Raw genomic sequence first — 26,571 nt, 5'->3', positions numbered from 1 at the left:
GGTTACTCCTGTAAGCTAAGTTCACTAGCATCAGAAGTTAATGAACTTCTGATCGTTGCTTGTTTAGTATTGTCTGAAATCGCCGTATAAGTTGCACGCTGTTTTGCATTATTTTGGAACCAGTACTTACGGCTTAATTCGTTTTTATCATCAAGGATGTATTCAATCTCAAATGCTAGATAGTTAGCTGAGTCTTTCATTGGTAAAGTTAATTTATAGACGCTTTGAGAATCTGAGGAATCCGTTGAACTATTCAACGTTTCTAGATTTACTCCAGTGTACCAAGCTCCCGACATCAGTCCCTCCTCTGTTACAGAAGTATTTGTCCGAAGTTTTATGCCATCTCTTGCATTATTGGTGGGAACTTGGATATGTAGCTCAATACCAAACAATTCTTGTTTTGCTGCTGGGTACTGTGTTGATGAATTCGGAACGGTACGCATCATTGGTGTTTGGCAGATTAAAGGTTTATCCATTATGGTTTTTAACTCAAAAAGGGCCTCTTGTACTAAAGAAGAATTATGCTTTTCTCTCTTTACCAAGCTTGAGGATTGACTCCAACGTGCTTTATCTGGGTGATAGCCCCAAGGAAGTTTATCTAACCATTTTTGATAATCGTCTTGTTTAAGTTTACTCATGATATGATTACTAAGAAGGTAAACCGCAGTGAGTCCCATAATGACAAACATTACTGGTCCTCCAAAGAGAACGTTTGCCGACCATATACCTGTTATTCCACCAATGGCCTGAAAGGCACCAACGACCGTTAATCCGACCAACGAAGAAAAGTTAAAATACCCAGCGATTCTTGCATCTCTTTCTAGGTCATCGATGCTATTTAAAACACGATAAGCCTCTATTCCTGACGCTAGTGCACCTATGATCCCAGTAACTGCAAGCCATTTATTGAAGGTTTTTATGTCGTCTATTATTAGGTGCTCGAAACCATCGGCTTGATCTGCAATTAGCTTTTTAAGCCTTATCCGTGAGTGTGCTCTGAGTTGGGCTTCACCTTTCACGCTATCCCATAGCTTACCGGTGCGAATTCCCGTCCAAGCGTTTACTGTATAAAAAAGCTTTTGCTGAATATCCAAAAATTCATCTGAGGACATTAACCCCGTGTCTTGGATACTACTCATGGCATCACCAAGCGCGATGCAGTTGAATATTAGTGCTAAAAAGCCTAGGCCACCTGCATTCTCGAACAGTTTATTCAAATCATCGAGCTTATTCATAGCGATCCGAGTTCTAAGCTCGACGGTTCTTTGCGGTAGATCATCGGGTAATTCAATATATTGTGGGTACTCCAATGTAGTTACAGCGAGTGCCTTCTTAATTCTCTTTTTATTTTTTAAAGCTGTTGTGTATTTAGAGTCGGCTTTGCGGTTGTTTTTCTGGAAGTCAGCAATGACCGCATCGTTTTTCTTGAGCTCACTTAGGTAATCATTTACGCGTGTTTTCCATTTTTTAAAATCGCGAGCGTAGCTTTCATTTACAGTCACCGGCATATTGTGTGCCATATGCTCTGCAATAACGGCTAACAAATAATAGCTCTGACGGTTCAGAGGTTTAGCGAAAACAGGCATCAGTAAAATCGATGCTTGTGAAGTCATGCTAACGCCAAACTCTAAAACTCCTTTTGCAAGTGCACCTATTGCAGATTTAAAGATAATGTCCAGCTCTTGGAAACCTTTGGCGATATCCTTGAGAAAGTCCGTTTCCGCAGTGTTTGGGTTGGAAACAAAGTCCATGATCTTAGAGTACATATTCACGCGGTTGCTTGTATCAGATATCTGGTCCATCAACTGATTATCAGGTTCAGGATTGTCTGAGACGATCGACTGTTCATCAAGCGCCTCTGTAATATTCTTCTCCATCACTTTAAATAAACTACGACTAAACCCTGAGGCATAGAGAGCAAGTAAACTGGTTGGTTTTTCCCATTGGCTTTCAGCCCACTGTCGGTCTTCTTCTTGCATCACCAGAGTAAATGACTCAACGGCTTGCTTGTGCAGTTGATACAAGCTGTACTGCGTGTCTTCGCTGTATAGGTCGAAGGTTCTCTCAAGATGATGAGGTGTCAAAGATTCCATTACAGCAATAAAGTCGCGTTTGACCGAAACCACTTGGGCTAGCATGGTTTCTTTTTGTTCTGACAGCTCTTGCATCTCGCTCAGCATTTGCTTCCAGTTGAGCTGCTGACGCCAGCGTTCAGTCGCTATCCATTGTTCGTATTTACCAAAACGGCTCGCAGAAATTCGATATTTGTCCTGTATCGCTTTAGCAATGTCACTTTGGGTATGTTGGTGTGATTCAATCGCTCCAGCGGAAAATTTAGCAGGATAGCCGGACTGAACTGAGCTTTTGTTCTGCTCTGCCAAATTAAGTTGGTGAGAGGAGTCATAATAGTCAGCCATGTCGGTATAAAACGACAGCTCTTCGCCGTTACGCTTAACGCTAGCTGGCATGTCTATCTCGTCACTTGATCCAAACATACACAGTTGCATGGCAGTCTGCATCAAGTTCCACTGGTTTGAAAACTGGTCAGTGAAAAGGCGGTAAGGGCTTGCGGCACCAACAAAATGCAGTGACATATCTTGAATGTCTGCGGCGTAATCTTTTATCGCGACGAAGTAGCCTGATTCTTCTTCTGGAATCGCAGAGGTTAAATCGCTTTCGACTGCGACAGGTTTAAAGACAGAACCATCTTCATCTGCTTTGGTGGCGATGCCAGAATCCGCAAAGCGACCATCATCGACGGCAGAAGATTCAATATCAGCGACTTGGGTTAACTTATCTATTGGTGCAATGTTGTGCTGATTCTCGTTTGAGGACAGAACAATGGTTTGCATGCGATCGATATGATTACTCGGATTGTTAAGTACGCGCATGAACGTGTGCCATGTCCACCGGTGCTCAGAGAAGCAAATTGATAGTACGCTTCCGTTGACGTAAGTAAGGAAGGGCTTTGCATCTTGTGGTGTCCCACGCTGCTCTGATTTTGGGCTTTCTGATTCTCCCAACTTATAGAGCGTGAATTGCGTTCCTTTGATTTCGTATTCGTCTAAGCTTTTGTTGATTGCATCATACACATACAGCCAACCGTCGCGCAGTTGACGCAGGGTGTAACCAACGGTATTGAGTTTGGCTGGGCCTTGGCCTTTCCATTCTTCAGGCAAACCAAAAGGTTGTGTCTCTTCTGTTTCTAGCTGATCGATGGCATAGCGGACTGGGATAAAGTGCGCAGGTGATGCTTCCGTTGCTTCCTTCTCAGTTTTTAAATTGAGAGGCTCTGGTTCAGACGGCGGTGGCGGATCGATTTTTTTTGTTTCTCCCTCCCAAAACATACTGCGCTCTGGGGGTGAGCCAGCAAGATCATCGGATTCCGTGGTTGGAACGATATTCAGCGATTTCAGTGTACCATCGCTTTCAAATGCCTGAACGGCCTCCTCATAGGTATAGCTGTTGTCATACCAGAACATAGAAGTTTTTGGGGGAAGTGGATTATTCATCGTTAGCCCATGTTTAAGAGTTTTATTCTATTACGCAAATATCGCACCAAAATAAAGCAATTAAAAATCAATGAGTTAGATTTTTATGGTTTTGCTTCAATCAAATAATTGTTTGTTTTTCCAATAAGTTGGTTGGTGTTTACCATTTTTTGTATTGATTGAATCAAAGTTTGAGTTGTGAGTGATGCCTCAATGAACCGACAAAACAAAAGGGCTCCAGAGTTAACTCTGGAGCCCTTTCTAGTATTTAAGCTCTAAATAATTAGCGACGCTTTGGTTTACGTTGACCAGCTGGTTTGCCTTGTCCTTGCGGGCGACCTTGGCCTTGCGGCTTGCTACCTGCCGGGCGGTTTGCACCGTTGCCGCTAGGACGTTGGCCGTTGCTTGCAGGGCGTTGACCACCTGTAGCTTTGCCAGAACCGTTACGGTTACCAGATGGCTTACCATCTTTTGAACCGCTTTCAGAGCGTTTGTTCAAATGACCACCGAAGCCTGGTTGATTTTTGGTATGTTTGGTTGCAAAGCGGTTTGCCCCGTGACGACCAGATTTACGACGTTGCGCAGGTGTTTGTGCTTCAATGTCTTCTGCAGGAACGAGACAGCCTTGTTTGTCACCAATCAAATGTTTTTTACCCATACTGACTAGGGCTTCACGGATCATTGGCCAGTTTGCTGGATCGTGGTAACGCAACAGCGCTTTATGTAGGCGACGTTGACGTTCACCTTTTGCTACAGGTACATCTTCACGTTTTTTGTACTTCACGCGTTTCAGAGGGTTTGTCTCTGAGTAGTACATCGACGTTGCGTTACACATTGGCGAAGGGTAGAAGTTTTGTACTTGGTCACATTCGAAGTTGTTCTTTTTCAGCCACAGAGCAAGGTTCAGCATGTCTTCGTCTTCTGTGCCTGGGTGCGCAGAGATAAAATAAGGGATTAAGTACTGCTTCTTGCCTGCTTCTGCACTGTATTTCTCGAACATCTCTTTAAAGCGATCGTACGTACCCATGCCTGGCTTCATCATTAGATCAAGAGGACCTTTCTCTGTATGTTCCGGTGCAATCTTCAAGTAACCGCCTACGTGGTGAGTCACGAGCTCTTTCACGTATTCTGGTGATTCAATCGCAAGGTCGTAACGTACGCCAGATGCAACCATCACTTTCTTCACGCCTTCAACTTTACGCGCTTCGCGGTATAAATCGATCGTGTGTTTGTGGTCTGTGTTTAGCTTGTTACAGATGCCCGGGAATACACAAGAAGGACGACGACAGTTCGCTTCCGCTTTTGGATCTTTACAGCCCAGGCGGTACATGTTTGCAGTCGGGCCACCAAGATCGGAAATTGTGCCGGTAAAGCCCGGAACTTTGTCGCGAATTTCTTCAATCTCGTTGATGATAGACTCTTTCGAACGGTTTTGAATGATTCGACCTTCATGCTCGGTAATCGAACAGAAAGAACAGCCACCAAAGCAACCACGCATGATGTTCACAGACGTCTTGATCATGTCGTACGCAGGAATTTTTGCTTTCCCGTACATAGGGTGAGGGACACGCGCGTAAGGCAGGCCAAACACAAAGTCCATCTCTTCGGTCGTCAATGGAATTGGAGCTTGGTTTACCCAAAGTTCACGATCACCATGGCTTTGAAGTAACGCTCGACCAGAGTACGGGTTCGTTTCTAGATGCAATACACGGCTTGCATGCGCATAAAGAATGCGATCGTTTCTTAGCTTTTCAAACGAAGGTAAACGGACCGCAGTCGTCGCAGCATCGTGGCGTGATGGGCGAATCGTGATTGGTTGTGCAACTGGCTCGTCTTTTTTAGTTTCACACTGAGTTTCTACTTCGTATGGGTTCTTTGGTACGAACGCTTCTTTACGAGGTTTTTCAATGCGAGAAGAATCAATAACCGTGTAGCCTTCTGGCGCCGCTGGCAAGTTCACGGCAGTACCACGAATATTGGTCATGGTGCTGATGTCTTCGCCGTTTGCGATGCGATGTGCTACTTCGACAAGTGCGCGCTCTGCGTTACCAAAAAGTAGGATGTCTGCTTTTGCATCAAACAGTACAGAACGGCGAACTTTATCTGACCAGTAATCGTAGTGCGCCACACGGCGTAGGCTAGCTTCGATACCACCTAAAACAATAGGTACTTCTTTGTATGCCTCACGACAACGCTGAGAGTAAACCAAAGTCGCGCGGTCTGGGCGTTTACCACCTTCGTTATTCGGTGTGTACGCGTCATCGTGACGAAGCTTTTTATCCGCGGTGTAACGGTTGATCATGGAGTCCATGTTACCCGCAGTGATCCCGAAGAACAGATTTGGCTTACCAAGTTGCATGAACTCATCTTTATTTTGCCATTCTGGTTGAGCAATGATACCGACACGGAAACCTTGTGCTTCTAGCAGGCGGCCAATGATAGCCATACCAAAGCTTGGGTGATCCACATAAGCGTCACCGGTTACAATGATAATGTCACAGCTATCCCATCCTAGGGCATCCATTTCTTTGCGACTGGTCGGCAAGAAAGGTGCCGTACCAAAACACTCTGCCCAGTATTTTTTGTACTCATGAATAGGAGTGATGTTATTGGTCATATTTTGCTCTCTGTTCCAGGGAGCGCGAATTATAGCGATTTGATTATCAGGTATCTATAACAAACTCATCTATTCCAGCTTAGTTCATCGAGTTTTATTTGGTTTGTAAAAATATCAATGCTCTATCGGCGATTTTCTGTCTAATTTCACCTTGAAAGCCTCATGGTTATAGATCGGTTCATGAAAAATGTCGCAATCTTAATACAAAGTATAAGCAATGGTGTGCTTATATGGGGTAAAGCCTATAATCAAATTAGTGCATATTAAATGCAAAAGGCTGAGCTGCTCTGGAAATAGTTCTAAGTCGATAGGCTTATCGTTGACACAATCCATCTATAAAGAGGATCGGCAGGTCCCAACTGGAATGTCGCGAATTGACTGTGAATTTTGAGCCTTGGGCTAATTACAAAAAAAGGGGCTAGGGTATGAGTGAATCTACGACAACAGTGCATCCAAAAATGCAAACGACTTCCAGTCTAACTCCTGTTATAGAGTGGTCTTACGATATTGATACTCGCGAGTTCGAATGTGATCAGCAAGGAATGGCAAAGGCATTTGGGATAAGTACGCCAGTAACCAGCCTAAATAACTTGTTTGATCATATGCTGATGGGGCAACAAGAAACGCTAAAACAACGAATTCTAGAAGTGGAACTCTTTGGCGGACGGGGGCGGTTTTCTTGTTGCATGATGCTAAAAAACGTTAACTTAGTGCACGTTACTATTAGTTTTGAAAGGCTCAATAAGCGCATTATCCAAGGCACTATCATTCCACAATTAACAATCACTGGTTGCGAGGAGTTAGCGAAAATCCTCGAAACGATTTTTGATTTGCCAAATGTAGGCGTTTTAGTTGCCGATGAAGATACGCGCATCTTAGGTTGTAACCGTGCCTTTGAGTTACAAATGGGCTATCAAAACCGAGATCTGGTTGGGCTTAAAACTCATATATTCAGTACCTCTCACCATAGCCAAGCGTTTTATGATCAGCTGTGGCAGCAAATTAATGATGAAGGATGTTGGTGTGGTAACTTGCTGAGCAAAACAGCAAACGGTAGCAACCAAGCTCATCATCTTTGTATTTACCGACTTACGTTTCACTCTGGACGAATTCTTTATCTCGGATTTTCTACGGATATTTCTGCTTCGTTGTTGTGGATGAAAAATCGTTGTGAACAACAGCATGATTGGGCTGCCTTTTTACCGACGAGGAAAGAATTTGAACTCCAATTAGCTACCTTAGCGAATGAAAGCAGAAATAAAGAACTCAACATTGTTATGACACTAAGACCCAAGTTTTCGGAGAGATACTTGCTTGAACAGCAATTAGGTTTTGCAGATTTTATTATGCGAAGTCGCTACACCAGTATTGCGGGGCAGTTATCTCGGGATGTGTTTGTCGTATGCTTGCAGACCCCTCATTGTCAATGGTTGAGCCCGGTTCGTTTGATCCAAATTGCCATGAAAGGGTTCTTTAATGAGCTTAGAAATGAAATGGGCACAAAAATGCATGCCACTATCGTTAAAGGCCAAACTGGTGTGTCAATCCTTGGCTATGATACGAACCGACCAAGACAAGCGCTAGCACATGCAGCGCAAGCAATGTTGTCCTCTATTTTCGGTGAAGGTAGCTATTTCAACTTTTACGACAGTGAACTTCACTCTGAATTAGTGAAGCGCCAACATCTCGAGGCGTTTTTGGAGGCGCAAATAGAGAGTGGGCTAGTGGACGTTTACTTTCAACCGATTATCGACGTTCAAACCGGAAGCGTGGTTAAGTTCGAGGCTCTCGCACGCTTCTATGATGAAAATGATGCGTATTGCACGCAAAAGATGATCGCTATTATTGAAGATCTAGAACTCATAGCGGCACTTGATGATGTGGTCTGCCAAGCTGCGTTGAAGCACTTTCCGCGCTTACAAGAAATTTATGGCGAGGAAGTGGGCGTGACCATCAATCGCTCCCTCAATACGAAATTGGATTCTCTTCAGATCCTTCAGCGGTCGCATGATTTGATTAAAGCCAGTGGTGTAGACCCTAAGCGAGTAACTATCGAGCTAACAGAAACCGCGTATTTTGAACAAGATGAGGAGCATATTCGAGCTCTAGAGGAAGTGCGGAAAGAGGGCATTGAGATCGCGATTGATGACTTCGGTACTGGGTATTCTTCTTTTTCTTATCTAGAAAAAGGGCAGTTTGATTTACTGAAAATAGACCGAAAATTCATCAAGAACATTCATAAAGGGAGCACCAGCTATAACATTGTGAAAATGGTCACCGAGCTTGCACAGCAAATGAATGTAAAAGTGGTTGCTGAAGGCGTGGAATCTAAGCAAGAACTTCAAGTATTGGCAGAAATCGGTGTCGATTACATGCAGGGCTTTCTATTTTCTGCTGCCGTGCCTGTCGATTTGATGGATAAAGCGGACAGTTATGAGCATCTGTTCTCTGACATCGCGATTGAGTCTAAGCAAAGTGATGTGTTGCAATCTTTGAGCCATGAACAAGTCAGGTCTATGGACCCTGGAGAACCTCTCCTTGGCAGTTGAGTACATGAATTTGAATCCAAGCTTGCCTTTAGTTGTTCTCAATGAAAATCGTTGTGTTGGGTTAATTACGAAAGAGATGGTGAATTTACACCTAACGCCCTCGATGGGCACAGAGCGAGAAACTGAACGAGAAAGCCGAATTTGGAAACGTCCTGTTAATCAGATAATGAGCACCGAATTTGTGTTGGTTGATGAGGATTTACCTGTCTCTGTTATTCGAGAGTTGGTTAAAACCGGGATTCGTTTCCCTTGGGTACTGTGTAATACCAAAGAAGAGTACCGTGGAGTTTTAACGCAGGAAGACGCGTTGAAGTATCTTGCTTCTCTGTGAATAAAATTGTCTTACCGTTTTAGCTCATTTTGGGGCCGACTTTCGGTGGTTTGGCGATAGTTGATTTGATATTATCGCCCCCCAAAATGACTTTTGAGCGTGCATTCAACATGATTCAACAATTGCTGGTTACTTTCCCTCCGATGCTATTTGGCGCACAAGCGCTACTGACTTTGCTTCTAATCAAGGGCGATATTTGTCCTGGTCAGCGAGGACGTCTTCATAAAATGTTGCCTGCAGTAGCTGTATTGTGGCTCGCTGTTGCGTCACTTCGCATTGAAGCATTTATGATCGTGTTTGCTATTTTCTACTTCTATTCTCAGGTTCAAACCAAGAAAACGCGTGAAAAAGGGCCACTATGGGCGATGCATTTAGCGAATGGTTTGGCCTTTGCGTATGTGAGTATTCAAGTATTTGAGCAATCAAGCTGGCCAGCATCGATAGCGATGGCGCTAATGATATTTTTCCTTGGGGCGTCATTTTCTCAATTGCTGCTTACGATAGCTCGCAGCAGATTACAGGCATTTCACCGTATTTTACCAGTTACGGGCATTGTGTCTGGAATGCTATTAGTCATCGCAACGTTGTTTGCTTCTTACCAGTTAAATGAAGCCACACTAAACGCTGCAACACAGCCAATCTTGCTGTCTTTAGCTATGCTAATTTCTTCAATTATCGTGTGGTGTTGGCATATTTTTACGCATAAGAAACCAGAAAAGGTGCAACTGAGCGTAGCCTTGTTGCTAGCACTCGCGTCGATGACGAGCCTGCAAGGTTTATTCTCTCTCGCGGCTTAACCTCTATTCTAAAGACAAAGCTAGACGGCTTATATCCAAGTGCTTTCTTGGTGTTTGGGTATAAGGTGATCACGTTTTAGATCGCACTCACTTTAAATTCGCGTGATTACTACTACGCTTGTTTATATACCTTGTCGAAGAGGAGAGTCGCGATGGATTTAAGCAATGTAGGTAATCTGGACAGCACTATTTTGCTAGGTATCGTCAACGAAAAGCTACGTTTAGAGTGCGACAGTTTTGACGAGTTAGTATCAGTGTATGAGATGGATGTAGAGTCTGTAGTCGGCAAGCTTGATATGCTCGGTTATCAGTACGATCCATTGACTAACCAATTTAAAGCATATCAACGCTAAGCCTTTCATAATCCAAATCTTTTAAGCCATCTTGATTCCGTCAAGGTGGCTTTTACATTGTAGCCTCGCGGTTGCGAAAAAAGCTTGTAAGTAACGCTTTTCTTTCTCTGAGTGACGCGTTGCTGCAAACAAGCGACGCCATAAGCCTTGGCCGAAAGGTTTACTGGTAATAAGACCTTGGCGAGAAAATTCAGAAATCGCCCAATTGGGTAGTGCCGCCACCCCTAATCCAGCAGAGACCATCTGAACTAACATGAGAGTGTTGTCGGCTTGCTTCCATTTCGCAGGTTCTATTCCTGCTGGCTGAAGAAAGTGCTTTACGACGTCTAGCCTTTGTTTTTGAACCGGATAAGAGAGCATGGTTTGATCTGCGAGATCTTGCGGATCAATAATTTCTTTTTCCGCCAATGGGTGGTTGGTTGCGGTAATTAAACGCATTTCAAAGTCGAATAGAGGCTCGTAGTGGACTTCAGATCGAGGTTGGATATCGGAAGTAATAACGAGATCGAGTTCGCCTGCCAATAGAGCTGGGAGTGGTTCAAAGCCAAAACCAGAGGAAAAGTCCAATGTTACGCTAGGCCAAGCAAGTTGGTACTCCCTAAGTGCAGGCATTAGCCATTGGAAGCAAGAGTGACATTCAATGGCCATATGTAATCGGCCATTGACGTCCTCTTTCAAGCTCGCTAAATCATTTTCTGCTCTTGCGAGTTTCGGAAGGATATCTTCTGCAAGACGCAATAGGATTTCTCCCTCTGAAGTGAACTTCACCGGACGAGTCTTTCTCAGGAACAGTTGCCCTCCAATTCGCGCCTCCAAATCTTTGATCTGATGAGACAGTGCCGACTGAGTGAGATGTAAAGCGGTCGCTGTTGCCGTTAGAGAGCCAGTGTCTCGAAGCGAAGTGAGTGTCCGCAAATGTTTTAGCTCTATCATGAATTCCTTTCATCCTTTGTTGCTCGCTATGAACAGAATAGCAATCGTGTAAATAACTTAACGACAAAAAATGGATATGTAAACGTCTAGACGTCTATTTGTTGTTTTTATTTGCGAATCATGTCGCTTCATGATGAATTTTTTTAATAAACAAGTTGAATAAATGGACGTTGTTCTAATATCAGATGAGAGCGATAGTTTAGCCATCCAGATATCTTATTCTTTACCGAAAGATGCTCTGATCCAAACAAATTGAACAAAATTGAGAAAGGAATAGGGACATGGCGACAACGACTCACATATTAGGTTATCCACGCATCGGTGAAAAACGAGAATTAAAATTCGCTCAGGAAAAATACTGGCGCGGAGAAATTGATCAAGCAGAGCTTAAAAAGGTTGGAGCAGATCTGCGCGCTAAAAACTGGCAAACGCAAACAGATGCTGGCTTGAGTTTTGCCACCGCTGGCGACTTCGCTTGGTACGATCATGTACTGACGACCACGTTGCTATTGGGTCATGTGCCAAAGCGTCACGCTGATGGTTTCCCTAACCTGGATACGTTGTTCAAAGTGGGTCGCGGTCAATCTCAGGCGGGTTGCAGCTGTGCGGGCGCTGCGGCATCGGATATGACCAAATGGTTCAACACAAACTACCATTACATTGTCCCTGAATTCAGCAAGGACGATACGTTTGAAGTGAGCTGGCCGCAACTGTTTGAAGAAGTCAACGAAGCGCTTCAAGCTGGCCACCAAGTGAAGCCTGTTTTGCTTGGTCCAGTCAGTTACCTTTACTTGGGCAAAGAGGTCGAAGAAGGGTTTGACCGCTTAACCCTGCTACCACGCTTACTTACTGCTTACCAAGCTATTTTGGCAAAGCTAGCAAGTCAAGGTGTTGAGTGGGTTCAGATTGATGAGCCAATTTTGTCACTGGAGCTAGAAAGCAAATGGGCTGATTCGTTTAAGCTAGCCTACCAAGTGATTCGAAGCGATGTAAAAGTGCTGCTAACGACGTACTTTGACTCCGTAAGCGATACGCTAGGCAAAATTGTAGAGCTTCCGGTAGATGGTTTGCATATCGATTTATCTACCGTCCCTAAGCAGCTTGACGATGTGGTTGCCAAGTTACCGGAGGGGTGGGTGCTTTCTGCTGGCGTTGTGAATGGTCGTAACGTGTGGCGTTCGGATTTAAGTGCCCAACTCGAGCGTCTACAGCCAGTCAAAGAGAAACTGGGCGACAAACTTTGGGTTGCCAGTTCATGTTCTCTGCTACATAGCCCGGTTGATCTGGAACAGGAAACAGAACTCAGTGAGGAAGTGAAAAGCTGGTTTGCGTTCGCAAAACAAAAAGTAACAGAAGTCGCCTTGCTTGGCCGCGCGCTCGATGGTGACCAAAATGCGATTCGCGCTTGTGATACCTATAGCCAGCCAATCAAAGCGCGCAAGACAGCAACACATGTGAATAAGCCTCAAGTACAAGCGCGTATAAACAACATTACCTCGTCAATTGCCGAGCGCAGCGCACCTTATGCAGAGCGTGCCGCGCATCAAGCTGAAGTATTGGGCTTGCCTTTGTTGCCAACAACGACAATCGGCTCTTTTCCTCAAACGGGTGAAATCCGGGTGCAGCGCAGCGCTTATCGTACAGGTCAATTATCTGAGTCTGAATATATCCAAGCACTTAAAGGACATATTGCTGACGCAGTAAAACGTCAAGAGGCGCTCGACCTAGATGTGCTTGTTCACGGCGAAGCAGAGCGTAACGACATGGTGGAATACTTCGCTGAGAACTTGGCGGGTTTTCAAACGACCAAATTTGGTTGGGTACAGAGTTATGGCTCTCGCTGTGTGAAACCTGCCATTGTAGTTGCTGACATTGAACGTGAAAAACCGATCACGGTTGAATGGTCGACGTACGCCCAGTCGCTAACCAGCAAACAGATGAAAGGCATGTTGACTGGACCAGTTACGATTTTGTGTTGGACGTTCCCACGTGAAGACATCACACGTCAAGAAATTGCGCAGCAACTTGCTTTGGCACTGCGTGATGAGGTGTCTGACCTGCAAGATGCAGGCATCAATATCATTCAAATTGATGAGCCAGCCATTCGAGAAGGTTTACCACTCAAAAAACGCGATCACAAAGCGTACTTAGAATGGGCCGTAAATGCGTTTAAGGTCTCTGCGGCAAGTGCAAAACCAGAAACTCAGATTCACACTCATATGTGTTACAGCGAGTTCAATGAAATCATTGATTCGGTTGCGGCACTCGATGCGGACGTCATTACCATTGAAACATCTCGCTCGAATATGGAGTTGCTGAAAGCATTTGAAGAGTTCAATTACCCGAACGAAATTGGCCCTGGTGTTTATGACATTCACTCACCAAACATTCCTACGGAAGAATGGATTGAAGGTTTAATCAAGAAAGCGGCAGAAAAAATTCCGGCTCAACGTTTGTGGGTAAACCCAGATTGTGGTCTGAAAACACGAAACTGGAAGGAGACAGAAGCCGCATTGGCAAATCTGGTTTCAGCGGCGAAGAAGCTCCGTGCTGAGCTGGCGTAACACGTCGTTACAGCAAATAAAAACGGAGACTGTGGTCTCCGTTTTTCTATTCTTAATTGTTAACTTTCGTTTTCAGATTATCCAATAATAGCGAATCATCGTCTCATGCCGAAAGCAACAAAAATTACTGTAGCTACTTCACCTGAGTACAAGTCTGTGCGGAAACCAACTCATCTGCCATCAACTGACCGCGAGAATTACGTACCTTAATACGATACATCAAGCCCATATCAATTTGCTTGCGAACTTCTGGGTTGCTGCAGTAGGTATAGATACTGGTATTCAGTACTTGATTTAACGGCTTTGCACCGAGGGCGCCATCGTTATAAATCATCATCATCTCTACAACATTTTTGTTGGATGAGACACGCATTATTTGCAGTGGACCGTACTCTAAAGGGAGACCCGCTGACAAGACTCCTGCTCGGTTTGATGCCATAAGCTCAAGTTGGCGCTGCTTATCATCGGTTGATGAGCAGCCAGCCAGAGCACCAAATACCAAGAAAAGACACAGTAATTTTTTCATAAATTAAAACACTTTTTTGAACGGTTTCACGATTACATGATCGTAAACACCAGCCGCTACGTAAGGATCGGCTTCTGCCCACGCTTTAGCATCCTCTAGAGAGGCGAATTCAGCGATGACAGTTGAGCCCGTAAATCCAGCTTCACCAGGATTGTCAGAATCTATCGCAGGCATCGGACCAGCTGTAAGAAGGCGACCTTCGTCTTGTAGCTTTTGTAAGCGATCCAAGTGTTGTGGGCGAACGCTCATGCGTTTTTCCAACGAGTTCTCAACGTCCTGTGAAAAGATGACATACCACATAGCATAGTTCCTTAATTGGTAGGGTAAAGTGTTAATTTAACGCCTTTTTTGTGTCTCTCACAAGTGAACAACAGAAAATGTGAGATCCTTTCTAACTGTTAGCGTTGTAGGTTGACTAATTCTGAACCGGACGTGGTTTACCTTCACTGTCAATGGCTACGTAGTTGAAGGTCGCATCACAAACCATGAAGCGTTCGCCAACACCGTGAGCTTTGACGGGTTTGACCCATACTTCCAAATCGACACTCATGGATGTGCGGCCGATCTTAGTGCATTCGCCGTAGCAGCATACGACATCGCCCACACCAACAGGTTTTTTGAACGTAATGCTTGATACCGAAACGGTGACAACGCGACCACAAGAGATCTCTTTTGCCAGAATCGCGCCCGCTAAGTCGAGCTGAGACATTATCCAACCGCCAAAAATATCGCCATTGGCGTTTGTATCTGCAGGCATTGCAAGGGTACGAAGCAGCATTTGACCTTTCGGAGAGCTAATTTCTTGACTCATTGTGACATCCTAAATCTTAAAGGCGCTCAAACTAAGCGCCAACATAGTAAATACCTAGAACCAAAGGTCCTTAAAAAACCGCAGATACCGGACCAGAGAAAGTTGGTTTACAGCAGCAAGAATGGTCTGAAAACGGTACGTTGTTTGAGCGGTTTACTGATACATGGAGCAAAACAGCGACCCTAAGGTCGCTGTGAAGTCGCGGATTATAGCAAAACTGAGTTTTTAATCATCAGTGGACACATCGGATGAGTTATTTTTTTGTTCTTTTGGCATGTGTTTATAAATGTAAAAGCCAGTCGCAATCATGTAGGCAAATGTCGCGATCAACATTCCAAATACTTTGAAGTTAACCCAAACATCCAACGGCAATTCGTAAGCAATATAAATGTTTAGGCCAGCGAAGAATGAGAAGAAGCCAACCCAAGCCCAGTTAATCTTTGCCCAAACAGCGTCAGGTAACGTAATTTCCTTGCCTAGCATACCTTTGATGGCTGATTTTCCCAATGCGTGGCTCACTGCTAAGCCAATCGCCAGAATCGCGTAAATGATGGTGACTTTCCACTTTATAAAATTGTCGTCGTGGAAGAAAAGGGTCATGCCGCCGAAGGTAGTGACGATAACAAATGTTATTAGTTGCATCTTTTCGACTTTCTTATACAGCGCGTAGGTGACGACAAGCTGAATGGCTGTTGCTACGATCAGTGCACCTGTCGCCACGTAGATGTCGTACAGCTTGTATAAAGCGAAGAAAATGATGAGTGGTATAAAGTCTAGGATCTGCTTCATGATGGCAAAATCTACCTAATTATTGAATTGAAGACAGTCTAACGGAATCTGACAAGATGTGAATACTGAGGAAGTTAAGGTAAGAATAGTAACGCTTAGTATATCGTATAGACCGCAAGATTCTTCCATGTCGAAACAGCATATGGAAGGAATAAAAATTGCCGCGTGAAGCGGCAATAGAGTTGAGAGTTTTAAACCTTAAGCCACACGTTGATATTGGGAAATAAGCGTTTTTACATCTTCTAAATAGCCTTCCCGTAGTAAGTTATCGACCGTTGCTTCTAGCTCTTCGAGAGACATCGTGAAGCAAGTGGATTTACCTGTCATCAGGCTCAGATATTGATGATACTCTTCTTCTGTATAGTGGCCTAAGCGATCAAGTAACAGTGTTTTGATTCCATGATGAATCAAGCCGTAGTATGTATGTCGATGAAGTAACATGGCGATCTCCTTATCAAGCTCATACGCTACTCTTTTGCAGCCTGCTTGACCTTCTGGATAATTCGATTTACTCCAATAATGCACATCTAGTGCCAATTCTATATTTGCAGATTAAAAAGTGTTGGAAGGTGCAAAATTCTCGTTCTGTAACCATCTTTGGATGACGACTTGAAGTGCATTTAACGTGGTGGGCTTTTCGAGTCTGTCATCCATGAGTTTCGAAATTAGCTCCAACTCTCTAGCTCCAGACTCACCAGATAAGGCAATGATTGGAACGGAGGATGTGATTTGCTTAATCCGTTGGCTTGCGTCAAATCCATTCATTACCGGCATTTGGACATCCATAAGAACGAGATCAATCTTGTGAGAGTGGAATAGTTCTACCGCAGAGGCTCCATTATTTGCTTGTAAGCTGTTGACTCCCAATCTTTTTAAATACATCTGTACCAAGGTGCGTTGCACCTCTTTGTCATCAACAATGAGCACTGTTGGTGCATCTTTACATACTTGTACGTGTTGAGCTGAATGATTTTCAGAATGTGATGCAGTTGCTTTCCAGCTATCAAAGTCCGGTGCTCTTAATGTCTCTGGTTTTGGTGCGTTTGGTACGACTGGGAAATACAAGTAGAATTCTGTGAACTCGTTCAATTCAGACTGGCACTCTATTCGTCCTCCGAAGGAGCGCATAACACGTTGGCAATAGCCCAAACCTAAGCCACTGCCTCCGCTTTTTTGATACGAGAAAAAGTCATCAAATATCTTGTGTAAGATACTGCTATCTATACCTGGCCCACTATCTCGGAAGATCAGAATGTTTTCGTAAGCCCCCGTCTGGGTACGAATCTCAATTTGACTGTCGGGATAAGAATCAAAATAGTAGATAGCGTTACGAATCAAATTGAAAATGACAAAGTTAAACAGGGTCTCATTTAACTTCGCGACAAAATCGTGTGCCTGTGGCAGGTTAATTCTCTCTATTATTTGATCGTTTTCAAAACCATAACGGCTTACTGCTTGGTCGATGGCTTTATGTATGGAAGTGAGAGCTAAAGGCTCATGCTCTGGTGAACTGTCGCTAACTTCTCGTAAAATAATATCGATAAGTTGTCTACCGCGTTGTATAGCGGCTTCACCTTTATCAATTTCTCTTTTTAGCGTATCCAGTGAGGCGTTTGACTCTATATGCTGTTTTAAAGCTTCAAATTGTAATTGTACTTGAGCGAGAGGGTTACGCATTTCATGTGCAATGGAGTTAGCCAGCGCACGGCTTTGGCGTACCTTTCTATCGGCTTCAATGGTGCTCTGGATGCGAACTAATAACGTTTGCAGAGCTGAGATTTCTTCATTAGAAAACAGCTTATTATCTATTTTATGTGAAGAAATTAGTAAGTGAGTAACAGACTTTCCACGACCGAAGAGAGGCATAACGAGCGCAGTATTGCTTGAGCGCATGCGCTCGTAGAGCTTTCTCATCGACCCTTTAGAAGAGGAGGCATAATCAATTTCTTCAGACAACTCATCTAGCACGAGAACTGACTTGCTTGACGGCAGGTACTCTTCGTAAAACGTTTCTGTGTAATTGCTAGTGACTAGCTGTAGCTTGTTGTTTGGTATGTTAAGTAACGATGCCAACTGACGCATAGCATCATCTATTGAGCGTTTAAACTCTTCCTCTAACCCAAGGATTTGCTGAACGGGAGTGTGTCGTTTCCCATAAATAAAATACGAAGCGAAACGACTGACTCGCTTAAAAAGCAAGTGCCAAGTGATACCGATAAGCGCGCATAAAGGTACCGCAACAAGCCATTGGTTATCTTCAGAGATAGGAATAAATATCGCCCCTAGCGGCAGAACAAAAATGGCGCAGACTAAGAGCGCGCTTACCGTTAAGTACGTGAGATATTTAGCGCTGTAGAAGCGAGAGGTAAGTAGGGCATAGCCCACAAACAACATTTCGCTGATTGAAAGTGCTGGTGGTAACCAAGTTAGGGAGAAGTCGCCAAGGAAATACGTCATTCCAAGGTGTATCACTGCCGTAGATAACATGAATACCAAAATGCCAGCGATCATATAGTTGCTTTTTGCTAGCGTGAGCTTACTGCTGTTAGCGCGCATGGCAATCAAGTTAAGCAGCGTTAGTACCACGAAAGCTAGCAAACTAATGAAAAAATATGAGGTATGTGGGCCAAATTCAATGACGAACTGGCTTGGACCACTAATGGTGACATTTTCGACAGTAAGATTCGGCACTAAGTTGATGTACAGTGAATACGTTGCTAGTGCGACAAAGACGACTTTTTGCCAGACTTTGACCGCTGTTTTTTTAACATCTGCGGTTAACTGGCAAGAAAAATAGAATGCAAACGCAAAGGCGAAAAAAGACGCTAAGTTCGCTAACTTAGCCATAAAAATGCCACCAACAGAGCCTAATTCTGGCAATAAATCGGTATGGAAATAGGCGTTGCTGCTTATCCAAACAATGATACAGCTGGAATAAGCGATGTAAGGCGCGTGATGCGAGCCTAAGATTGATTCACTCTTCTGTTTTAGGCGATAGCAGTAATACAGTAGCCAAGCGAATACTATTAGTACAGTCGCGTACAATGCCATTGCTTTTGGGTAAAAGAGACCGTGCAAATGAACATCAAGCATGCTCATTCACCTTTTTATCCATTCTTTTTGTTCGTACGCAATGTTTGTAGTCGCGAAATTGTATGTCTTGAAATGCTTCAACCATCATACCTAAATTCCAGAAACCGCGGTATGTCTTGGTACCGTCACCGTTAATGTCGCGGTATCCTGAGTGAAAGTAGGCACTTAAATCAATAGATTGATAGAAATTTAACATAAATACTTGCTCAATAATGGTAAAGCCGAGCTTATAGCCTGCTTTATAGAGCTCGCTCATCATAGTTTTTTGCGCCAGATACAAAAAATACAGCTTTTGTTGAATGTTGCCTCCCACCGTAAGACGCAGCACTTCGCAAACCGCTTCACTGTTCTTTACACGAGATTGAAACTGAGCATCAAACTCAATAAGAGTGTGCTCATGAGTTAGAGCACGACACTCCAAAATACCCAGTTGATTGAGAACACTGTACCCATGATTAGGAAAGCAAAACTGCCATTGTTCGTTACTAAACTGTGGTGAGTAACTGAGCCAGTTATTTCGTTGATGCCAGCTTTGCACTAAAGCGGAGGAGACCATGATTGGTGAAGATGACGATTTGAGCAAGAGGGCAAAGTGCTGCCCTTTTTGCGAGAGTGATAAAAGAGGCAAGATTTCAAACCATTGTTCAGTTTGGACGAAAAGCTCAAGATTACTCAGTGTGATCGCTTCGGAAATCGGCATTAACGCTGCATGATTTGGCAGCATTACCTCAAGATCGCAATCTGCGATATCTTCAATTAACACGCTAGTATAGCTGTGGTCGTCAAACGGAAGCGGAGTAGGAATCGCAGCTTCGTTTGAAGGATATTTTTGCTTGATTGCTTCGATCTCGCATTGACACCAGAAAACCATCCAATGCGGGTAACAATCTGCGGCAAGTTGTTCAAGTAAACGAATCTCTTTGGAGAAACCTGTCGGATACTGTTGCACTAAATCTCGATAATCCATTAACTCAAATAGTGCAGAAAGACTTTTTGATGCGTGTTTAGGAAAGAGAGATTTAAGCAGTTTTATTCGATACAGAGCAACCTGTTGAAAAAGAGCATCTCGTTTTTGTTTCGTTAGGGTAAGAATAACTGAGTCAACCAGGGCCTGCTGCTTTGATTCGATCGGCAAATTTATTTTGGTGAGATATTCCAAAGATTGCTCAAGACTCATGATAAAACCTAGCTCTAACGTTTTGTTATATTTTGTAATGGTTTATATCATTTTGAAAAATTTATGCCATCGGTTTCTATTTGTATAGTTACGTAATGCAAGAAAAGACAAAAAAACCGCTCATTATGAGCGGTTTTTGGTCTATTCAAGAAAGGGTTAGGCTTCTTGCTTTTTTAGCTCAGCTTCTGCCGTTTCTTCTTCAATTAGCGCATCAACGATAACTGCACATGCAGCATCACCTGTGATGTTCAGTGCTGTACGAATCATATCGAAAATACGGTCAAGAGCGAATAGCAGCGGTAGACCTTCAATTGGAATGCCAGCGGCAAGAAGCACGGCAACCACTAGGAAAGAAGGGCCAGGAACACCCGCTTGACCAACCGCACCCAATGTAGACGTTACGATAATTGCAATGTAAGCGCCCATGCCTAGATCGATATTGAACAGTTGAGCAAAGAAGATAGCAACCAAGCCATAGTAAATCGCATTACCTGACATGTTGATCGTTGCGCCTAGAGGCAGAACAAATGATGCAGTTGAATTTTTTACGCCCAGCTCTTTTTCACAGGTGTCCATTGTGACAGGCAGTGTTGCCATAGAAGACGCTGTTGAAAGCGCAACTGCTTGCGGTTTCTTCATTGAAGACAGGAATTTCTTCGCAGATGTCTTCGTGAAAACATGCACCATTGCTGGGTAAACAACGAAACCGAAGATTAGGATGGCGGCAACGTAAACAACGAACAGTTTAAATACCACCATTAGCGCACCAAAACCAAACGTACCGACGGCTTCTGCCATCAGACCAAATACACCGATAGGTGCAATGATCATTACTTTGTTGATCATCCAAACCATTGCGTCAACGATGCAGTTAACACCATTGATGATTGGTTCACGACGTTCTTTTGCTTGCTTAGAAATCGCAATACCAAAGAACATACAGAAAACGAGGATCTGTAGGATGTTTGCTTCATTTAGTGATTGGAAGACGTTGGTTGGGATCATACCCGTGATGGTTGCCCAGAAAGTAGGTAGTTCACCTTTTGAAGCGTATTCTGCTGAGAACATGCCTTCAACGCCAGAGACGTCGATACCCATGCCTGGTTGGAATACTTCACCCATAAATAGTGCAAGCGCAACGGCTAGGGCGGATGTTAAACCAAAATAACCTAGAGTGACTATACCAACTTTACCTGCTGACTGGCTGTTCCCAAGACCAGCGGCACCAGAAATCAAGGCTACAGCGACCAAAGGAATAACCAACATTTTGATTAAGTTGATAAAGATAGCACCTAAAGGAGCGAACACTGTCGCATCATGACCCATCATGGCACCAACGGCTGTGCCCACGATCATGGCGATTACGACTTGTACGCCAATGTTGTTTAGCAAACTCTTTTCTTTTAACACTTCCATAACCTCTGTGCTAATAAAATGTAAAATCCTAAAATTACCCACTAACCATAAATGGATTTACGGATAATTATCTCGCCTTGCTTTTTACACTTATCGTTTACAATTGGCAATATGCAGCAAGGTATTATTGATGGATTAATCGATATTTTATTGACGAACGATAAAGTTTTGTTCAATAGCAAACGTTTGCTATTGATTTTTCTTATAAGGGTCGCGCTTAGGATTGTTCAAGTTTATTTTTCTTTATTTGTTTTCTTTTTGTTAATTTTAACCGCTTTTGTATTTGCTATTGCAGTCAGAGTTTTTAGTGACTTGGGGTGATATTTATAACAATTCATCTCTTTCAAGCTCACACTTTTATTAATTTGCGTTCTGAAATGTTAATTGCTTTACATTCTTGGCTCTAATTGCGTTGTAAACATAATGTTAAATGATAATGACTGGTGAGAATCAAATGCTGACGATCCAGTGTTAGGGATAACTTGCTTAGTTAATGCTCCTGAGCTGATTAGACGAGAAAGACAAGTAAGAGGTGAAGAGACTATGATGAATCTTGCTGCTGCGTTACAAAGAAATGCTGCGAGTAAACCAGATAAAACGGCGTTGATATGTGGCGCTGAAAAGATAAATTATGCGCAATTTGATGCGATCGCTGGCAAGATCGCAGCGTCTTTAATCAATAAAGGCGTAAAGCCAGGTGACCGCGTTGCGATTTCATGCCCAAACATTCCTTTTTTCGCGTTTGTTTATTATGCAATACAAAAAGCCGGCGCGGTTGCAGTCCCATTAAATGTGCTTTTGAAAGCGCGAGAAATTAAGTATCACTTAGAAGATTCAAAAGCGAAGTTTTATTTCTGCTTTGAAGGGACGAAAGAACTGCCAATGGCAAAAGAGGGTGTCAAAGCCTTTGAACAAGTCGATACATGCGAAGGCATAGTCGTATTGACTCAATCTCAAGATGAAAGCTATTGGAATGGTGTAATAACTCTCAATGCGTTTATAGCCGATGTCCAACCGTTGCCGGATTATATACCGCGTAATGCGGATGATACATGTGTGATTTTGTATACATCAGGGACGACAGGCTTACCAAAAGGCGCTGAACTGACTCAGCAGAACATCATAATGAACGCTCTGGTGGCACAAAACATTATGGGCAGCCAGGCCGATGATATTCACTTAGTAACTTTGCCTTTATTTCATACATTTGGTCAAACCGTCCACTTAAATGCTAGTGTTTTGGGCGGGGCAACATTGGTGTTAGTGCCTAGGTTTGAGCCTAAATATGTTCTTGAGCTGGTGGAAAAACATAGGGTGACGATATTTGCTGGTGTGCCAACGATGTACATCGGTCTGCTTCACGTGCAGCATCAATTTGATACCTCGTCATTGCGTGTTGCAGTAAGCGGTGGTGCGCCATTGCCAACCGAAATCTTTCGAACCTTTGAAGAAACATTTAATGTGCCGATCTTAGAAGGATACGGGTTATCGGAGACAAGTCCTATTGCATGTTTTAATCATTTGGATCAGGAGCGTATACCAGGCTCGGTAGGTCAACCGGTTCAAGGCGTCGAAGTAAGAGTTATCGACATTGAAGGCAATGCACTACCGATAGGCGAAGAAGGTGAGATTGTTGTGCGTGGTCATAATGTTATGAAGGGATATCTTGACCGTCCAGAAGTTACTGAATCTGCGCTACAAAATGGTTGGTTCCATACTGGTGATGTGGGCCGCTTTGACAGTTCTGGTAATTTATTTATTGTCGATAGAATGAAAGATCTGATCATTCGAGGTGGATTTAATGTTTATCCCAGAGAAATTGAAGAAGTTTTCATGACTCATCCTGCAGTTTCAATGGTCGCGGTGATAGGGATTCCAAATGAAGAGTATGGCGAAGAGATAAAAGCTTACGTTGTACTTAAACCAAAAGAATACATTGACGCCGATTCATTACAAAAGTGGGGTAAAGAGCAATTAGCCTCGTTTAAATATCCTCGTTATGTCGAAATTCGTGAACACCTCCCGATGAGTGCGACAGGAAAGATTTTGAAACGTGAGTTGAAATCTGAATTGAATATAGCTTAGTCAATTCAATGGTCTTTGTGTCACAGCGCCACTTGCCTAAGCGCAAATGGTGTTGTGCTCTTGACCAATTAGATGCATAAGGTTTTTAGCTATCGTTAGACAATACTTAGCGTTTGTTGAATGGATCTATTGCTCGAGTTTTTTAAAGTATTCTTCTAAGCGCTTCGGATTGGTAATGGTTACTGAGCCATAGTTTAGCTCTAGCATCCCGATACTTTCTAATCGTTTTAGTATCTTGTGTACACTCTGACGAGTTAGCCCCATCATGTTAGCGATATGTTCTCTTGTTACCCTGACAACGCATGGTCGAGTATCGATCGCTTGATTAAGTTGGTATTCAGCAAGCAGCAGCAACCTTTTGGCGACTCGTTCTTCAATTCCTCTAATCGCGTCATCTTCGATAACAGAAATAGCAGACCACAAGCGGCGGCTAAGTAAGTCGAGTATAGTGGGGTAACTTTGAGGGTATTTGGCGAGTAATTGGCGAAATTTATCTCCAGGAAGCTCCATTACAGTCACGTCAGAATGAGCGGTCGCACCAAAAATACGAGGCATGCCGGGAGAAAAAACATTGTCTCCAAACCAACCACCAGCTTCGAAAATCATCAGTGTGACTTCTTTGCCTTTTGAACTAATTGAGTTCACTCTCACTGCACCTTGAGCTATGACCATAAGAGAAGATTGAAGCGCACCTTTATTGCAAATCAGTGCTTTTTCGTCGAAGCAGCGAACCTTAGTCATTTGCGCTGCTTCACTAAGCCCTTTATCTGGCAGCCCTGATAGTACAGGACATTTGGCTAGCAGTGTTTTGACTTCTTCCATGTAGCAACCTTACTGCACATTGCTTTATTGAGTTAGTTAAGTTACCCAAGCTTAACACTCTTTGAGTGCTCTGCTTGAGATAGATTTGGAAAGTGCGGGCGTTGAACAAAAAATGACGTGGTATAAACGCGATAGTAAGAAAACGCCCACTAAACATAATGTTAAGCGGGCGTTGTTGTGTCATATCAAACTGAAATTATTTTTGAGTGGCAGCTTTCATTGCAGAAACGAATTCACCTAGCTTGTCGAGCATAATTTGTGGCTGCTCAACGTTCGCTTCAATGATTTTTACCACGGCTGAACCAGAAATTGCACCAGCCGCACCAGATTCTAGTGCTTGTTTCACCTGTGCAGGCTCAGAGATGCCAAAACCAAGTAGCGCTGGTGGTGCATCAAATTGGTTCAGTCTATCGAGCATATGACCTACAGGCATGTTTGCTTTGGTTTCTGCGCCAGTAACACCTGCACGAGAGAGTAGGTAAGTGTATCCGCCACCCAACTCTGATACTTGCTTCAGTGTTTCATCACTTGCCGTTGGTGGTGCGATGAAGATTGGGTGAATACCAAACTTTTCTGCAGCAGCAACAAATTCAGCACTTTCATTAGTTGGTACGTCTGCAATCAAAACAGAATCGATGCCTGCTTTTGCACAACGCTCATAGAAGTTCTCGATACCACGAGAGTAAACAAGGTTCGCGTACATCAGAAGGCCAATAGGCAACTCTGGGTACTTAGCTCGGATCTTACCGATTTGCTCGAAGCAGATATCTGGTGTTGCGCCTGAATCTAGAGCACGAATGTTAGCGCCTTGGATGGTTGGGCCATCGGCTAGCGGATCTGAAAATGGAATACCAAGTTCAAGGGCATCTGCGCCAGACTCAACCAGTGTTTCCATGATTTTGTAAGACTGCTCTGCGTTTGGATCGCAAACCGTTACGAACGGTACAAACGCGCCTTGGTTCTTTTCGTTTAGGCGCTCAAACATCTTTTCATAACGGCTCATTAGATTGCTCCTTTTTCTTCTAGGATGGCATGCACAGTGAAGATATCTTTATCACCACGACCAGATAGGTTAACAACCAACAATTGCTCTTTTTCTGGGTTCTCACGAGCCATACGCAGTGCATGAGCCAGTGCGTGAGAAGATTCTAGAGCAGGGATGATACCTTCGTGACGCGCAATCTCTTGGAATGCTTCTAGCGCCTCATCATCTGTTACGTTGTCGTATTCAGCACGGCCGATTGCGTTTAGGTGGGCGTGTTGTGGACCAACTGAAGGGAAATCAAGACCAGCAGATACTGAGTAAGACTCTTCAACTTGGCCGTTTGGATCTTGCATCAATGGCGCTTTCATACCGAAGAAGATGCCTGTTTTACCATGCTTAAGTGGTGCACCGTGCTGGTCAGTATCGATACCTTTACCTGCTGGCTCAACACCAATTAGGCGAACGCTTTCTTCTTCGATGAAGTCAGCAAACATGCCGATAGCGTTTGAACCACCGCCCACACATGCGATAACCGCATCAGGAAGACGGCCTTCACGTGCCAAAATCTGATTCTTCGTTTCTTCACCAATCATGCGTTGGAAGTCACGCACGATGGTTGGGAATGGGTGAGGACCTGCCGCTGTACCTAGTAGGTAGTGCGCGTCTTCATAAGTTGCAGACCAGTCGCGTAGCGCTTCGTTACATGCGTCTTTAAGCGTTGCTGAACCCGAGTGGACAGGAATAACTTCTGCGCCCATTAGCTTCATACGGAATACGTTCGGGCTTTGACGCTCAACGTCTTTTGCACCCATGTAAACGCGACACTTAAGGCCAAGCAGCGCACACGCTAGTGCAGTTGCTACACCGTGTTGGCCTGCGCCTGTTTCTGCGATGATTTCGTTTTTACCCATGCGTTTTGCAAGCAGAGCTTGACCTAACACTTGGTTGGTCTTGTGCGCGCCACCGTGAAGTAGGTCTTCACGTTTTAGGTACAGTTTGGTTTTCGTACCTTTGGTTAGGTTACGAGTTAGAGTCAAAGCCGTTGGACGGCCCGCATACTCTTGGAGAAGCGTCATGAATTCGCTGCGGAATTCTGGATCTTCTTGCGCGTCGATAAACGCTTGCTCTAGTTGCTCCAGTGCTGGAACTAGAATTTGCGGAACGTACTGACCGCCGTATTCGCCAAAGTAGGCATTCAGTTTTGCCATCGTTATATTCCTTCTCGTATTTTT

At 43.8% G+C, this 26,571-nt stretch carries 18 protein-coding genes and 1 pseudogene; 5 read left to right on the top strand and 14 right to left on the bottom strand.

The features are described 5' to 3' along the window. Positions 1 to 2 precede the first annotated feature (2 nt). On the bottom strand, positions 3 to 3,512 hold the full coding sequence (locus R7Q39_RS13510; RefSeq protein ID WP_182016744.1) for a T6SS effector BTH_I2691 family protein: 3,510 nt from the start codon (positions 3,510 to 3,512) through the stop codon (positions 3 to 5). Positions 3,513 to 3,774: 262 nt separating this feature from the next. Further along, positions 3,775 to 6,108, bottom strand: a complete 2,334-nt coding sequence (locus R7Q39_RS13505; RefSeq protein ID WP_132936814.1) for a YgiQ family radical SAM protein — start codon at positions 6,106 to 6,108, stop codon at positions 3,775 to 3,777. Between the two features lie 425 nt (positions 6,109 to 6,533). Here R7Q39_RS13505 and R7Q39_RS13500 point away from each other — a divergent pair. From R7Q39_RS13500 to R7Q39_RS13490, 3 genes and pseudogenes are all read left to right on the top strand, one after another. Continuing rightward, positions 6,534 to 8,988 (top strand): annotated as a pseudogene (locus R7Q39_RS13500) (EAL domain-containing protein). 86 nt (positions 8,989 to 9,074) lie between these two features. After that, complete coding sequence (locus R7Q39_RS13495; protein WP_005389354.1) at positions 9,075 to 9,785, top strand: hypothetical protein; 711 nt, start codon at positions 9,075 to 9,077, stop codon at positions 9,783 to 9,785. Positions 9,786 to 9,937: 152 nt separating this feature from the next. Next, positions 9,938 to 10,138 carry a DUF4250 domain-containing protein gene (locus R7Q39_RS13490; RefSeq protein WP_005376762.1) on the top strand — a complete coding sequence of 67 codons (201 nt, stop codon included), beginning with the start codon at positions 9,938 to 9,940 and terminating at the stop codon, positions 10,136 to 10,138. A 21-nt stretch (positions 10,139 to 10,159) separates the two neighbouring features. Here R7Q39_RS13490 and metR read toward each other — a convergent pair whose 3' ends face one another. Beyond that, positions 10,160 to 11,071, bottom strand: coding sequence for an HTH-type transcriptional regulator MetR (metR, locus tag R7Q39_RS13485; protein ID WP_170890396.1), 912 nt, complete (start codon positions 11,069 to 11,071; stop codon positions 10,160 to 10,162). 281 nt (positions 11,072 to 11,352) lie between these two features. On the opposite strand from metR, the gene metE reads away from it, so the two are divergent. Beyond that, on the top strand, positions 11,353 to 13,635 hold the full coding sequence (gene metE / locus R7Q39_RS13480; RefSeq protein WP_318076370.1) for a 5-methyltetrahydropteroyltriglutamate--homocysteine S-methyltransferase: 2,283 nt from the start codon (positions 11,353 to 11,355) through the stop codon (positions 13,633 to 13,635). Positions 13,636 to 13,768: 133 nt separating this feature from the next. On the opposite strand, the gene R7Q39_RS13475 is transcribed toward metE, so the two are convergent. From R7Q39_RS13475 to R7Q39_RS13440, 8 genes are all read right to left on the bottom strand, one after another. After that, a complete protein-coding gene (locus R7Q39_RS13475; RefSeq protein WP_005376765.1) occupies positions 13,769 to 14,161 on the bottom strand; it encodes a GspS/AspS pilotin family protein in 393 nt (130 codons plus the stop codon). A 3-nt stretch (positions 14,162 to 14,164) separates the two neighbouring features. Then, positions 14,165 to 14,461, bottom strand: a complete 297-nt coding sequence (locus tag R7Q39_RS13470) for a YciI family protein (RefSeq protein ID WP_005386727.1) — start codon at positions 14,459 to 14,461, stop codon at positions 14,165 to 14,167. A gap of 115 nt (positions 14,462 to 14,576) precedes the next feature. Then, positions 14,577 to 14,972: an acyl-CoA thioester hydrolase YciA gene (gene yciA / locus R7Q39_RS13465; RefSeq protein ID WP_005376768.1), complete on the bottom strand. Its 396-nt coding sequence runs from the start codon at positions 14,970 to 14,972 to the stop codon at positions 14,577 to 14,579. 225 nt (positions 14,973 to 15,197) lie between these two features. After that, entirely contained in the window at positions 15,198 to 15,761 is a 564-nt protein-coding gene (locus R7Q39_RS13460; RefSeq protein WP_171344312.1) for a septation protein A, read from the bottom strand. A gap of 198 nt (positions 15,762 to 15,959) precedes the next feature. Next, positions 15,960 to 16,202: a hypothetical protein gene (locus R7Q39_RS13455; RefSeq protein ID WP_005376770.1), complete on the bottom strand. Its 243-nt coding sequence runs from the start codon at positions 16,200 to 16,202 to the stop codon at positions 15,960 to 15,962. A 111-nt stretch (positions 16,203 to 16,313) separates the two neighbouring features. Continuing rightward, positions 16,314 to 18,854, bottom strand: a complete 2,541-nt coding sequence (locus tag R7Q39_RS13450) for a hybrid sensor histidine kinase/response regulator (protein ID WP_170897279.1) — start codon at positions 18,852 to 18,854, stop codon at positions 16,314 to 16,316. Next, the gene (locus R7Q39_RS13445; protein WP_054730548.1) at positions 18,847 to 20,031 is read right to left on the bottom strand and encodes an acyl-homoserine-lactone synthase; all 1,185 of its coding nucleotides are present in this window, start codon (positions 20,029 to 20,031) and stop codon (positions 18,847 to 18,849) included. The genes R7Q39_RS13450 and R7Q39_RS13445 overlap by 8 nt, the downstream gene beginning before the upstream one ends. A 156-nt stretch (positions 20,032 to 20,187) precedes the next feature. After that, entirely contained in the window at positions 20,188 to 21,447 is a 1,260-nt protein-coding gene (locus R7Q39_RS13440; RefSeq protein WP_005376774.1) for a dicarboxylate/amino acid:cation symporter, read from the bottom strand. Between the two features lie 543 nt (positions 21,448 to 21,990). On the opposite strand from R7Q39_RS13440, the gene R7Q39_RS13435 reads away from it, so the two are divergent. Next, positions 21,991 to 23,532, top strand: a complete 1,542-nt coding sequence (locus R7Q39_RS13435; protein ID WP_318076369.1) for a long-chain-fatty-acid--CoA ligase — start codon at positions 21,991 to 21,993, stop codon at positions 23,530 to 23,532. Between the two features lie 126 nt (positions 23,533 to 23,658). Here R7Q39_RS13435 and R7Q39_RS13430 read toward each other — a convergent pair whose 3' ends face one another. The 3 genes from R7Q39_RS13430 to trpB all read right to left on the bottom strand — a co-directional run bounded on the left by R7Q39_RS13430 (position 23,659) and on the right by trpB (position 26,547). Further along, positions 23,659 to 24,354: a Crp/Fnr family transcriptional regulator gene (locus tag R7Q39_RS13430; protein WP_182016734.1), complete on the bottom strand. Its 696-nt coding sequence runs from the start codon at positions 24,352 to 24,354 to the stop codon at positions 23,659 to 23,661. Positions 24,355 to 24,550: 196 nt separating this feature from the next. Continuing rightward, the gene (trpA, locus tag R7Q39_RS13425) at positions 24,551 to 25,357 is read right to left on the bottom strand and encodes a tryptophan synthase subunit alpha (RefSeq protein WP_025767264.1); all 807 of its coding nucleotides are present in this window, start codon (positions 25,355 to 25,357) and stop codon (positions 24,551 to 24,553) included. After that, positions 25,357 to 26,547 carry a tryptophan synthase subunit beta gene (gene trpB / locus R7Q39_RS13420; protein ID WP_005445041.1) on the bottom strand — a complete coding sequence of 397 codons (1,191 nt, stop codon included), beginning with the start codon at positions 26,545 to 26,547 and terminating at the stop codon, positions 25,357 to 25,359. Before trpB ends, trpA begins: the two co-directional genes overlap by 1 nt. Between the last annotated feature and the right edge of the window lie 24 nt (positions 26,548 to 26,571).

Source organism: Vibrio sp. 947, assembly GCF_033339115.1.
Taxonomy (GTDB): Bacteria; Pseudomonadota; Gammaproteobacteria; order Enterobacterales; family Vibrionaceae; genus Vibrio; species Vibrio alginolyticus.
Note: the sequence above shows the minus strand (reverse complement) of the source record. Positions and strands in the feature narration are given on the sequence as shown.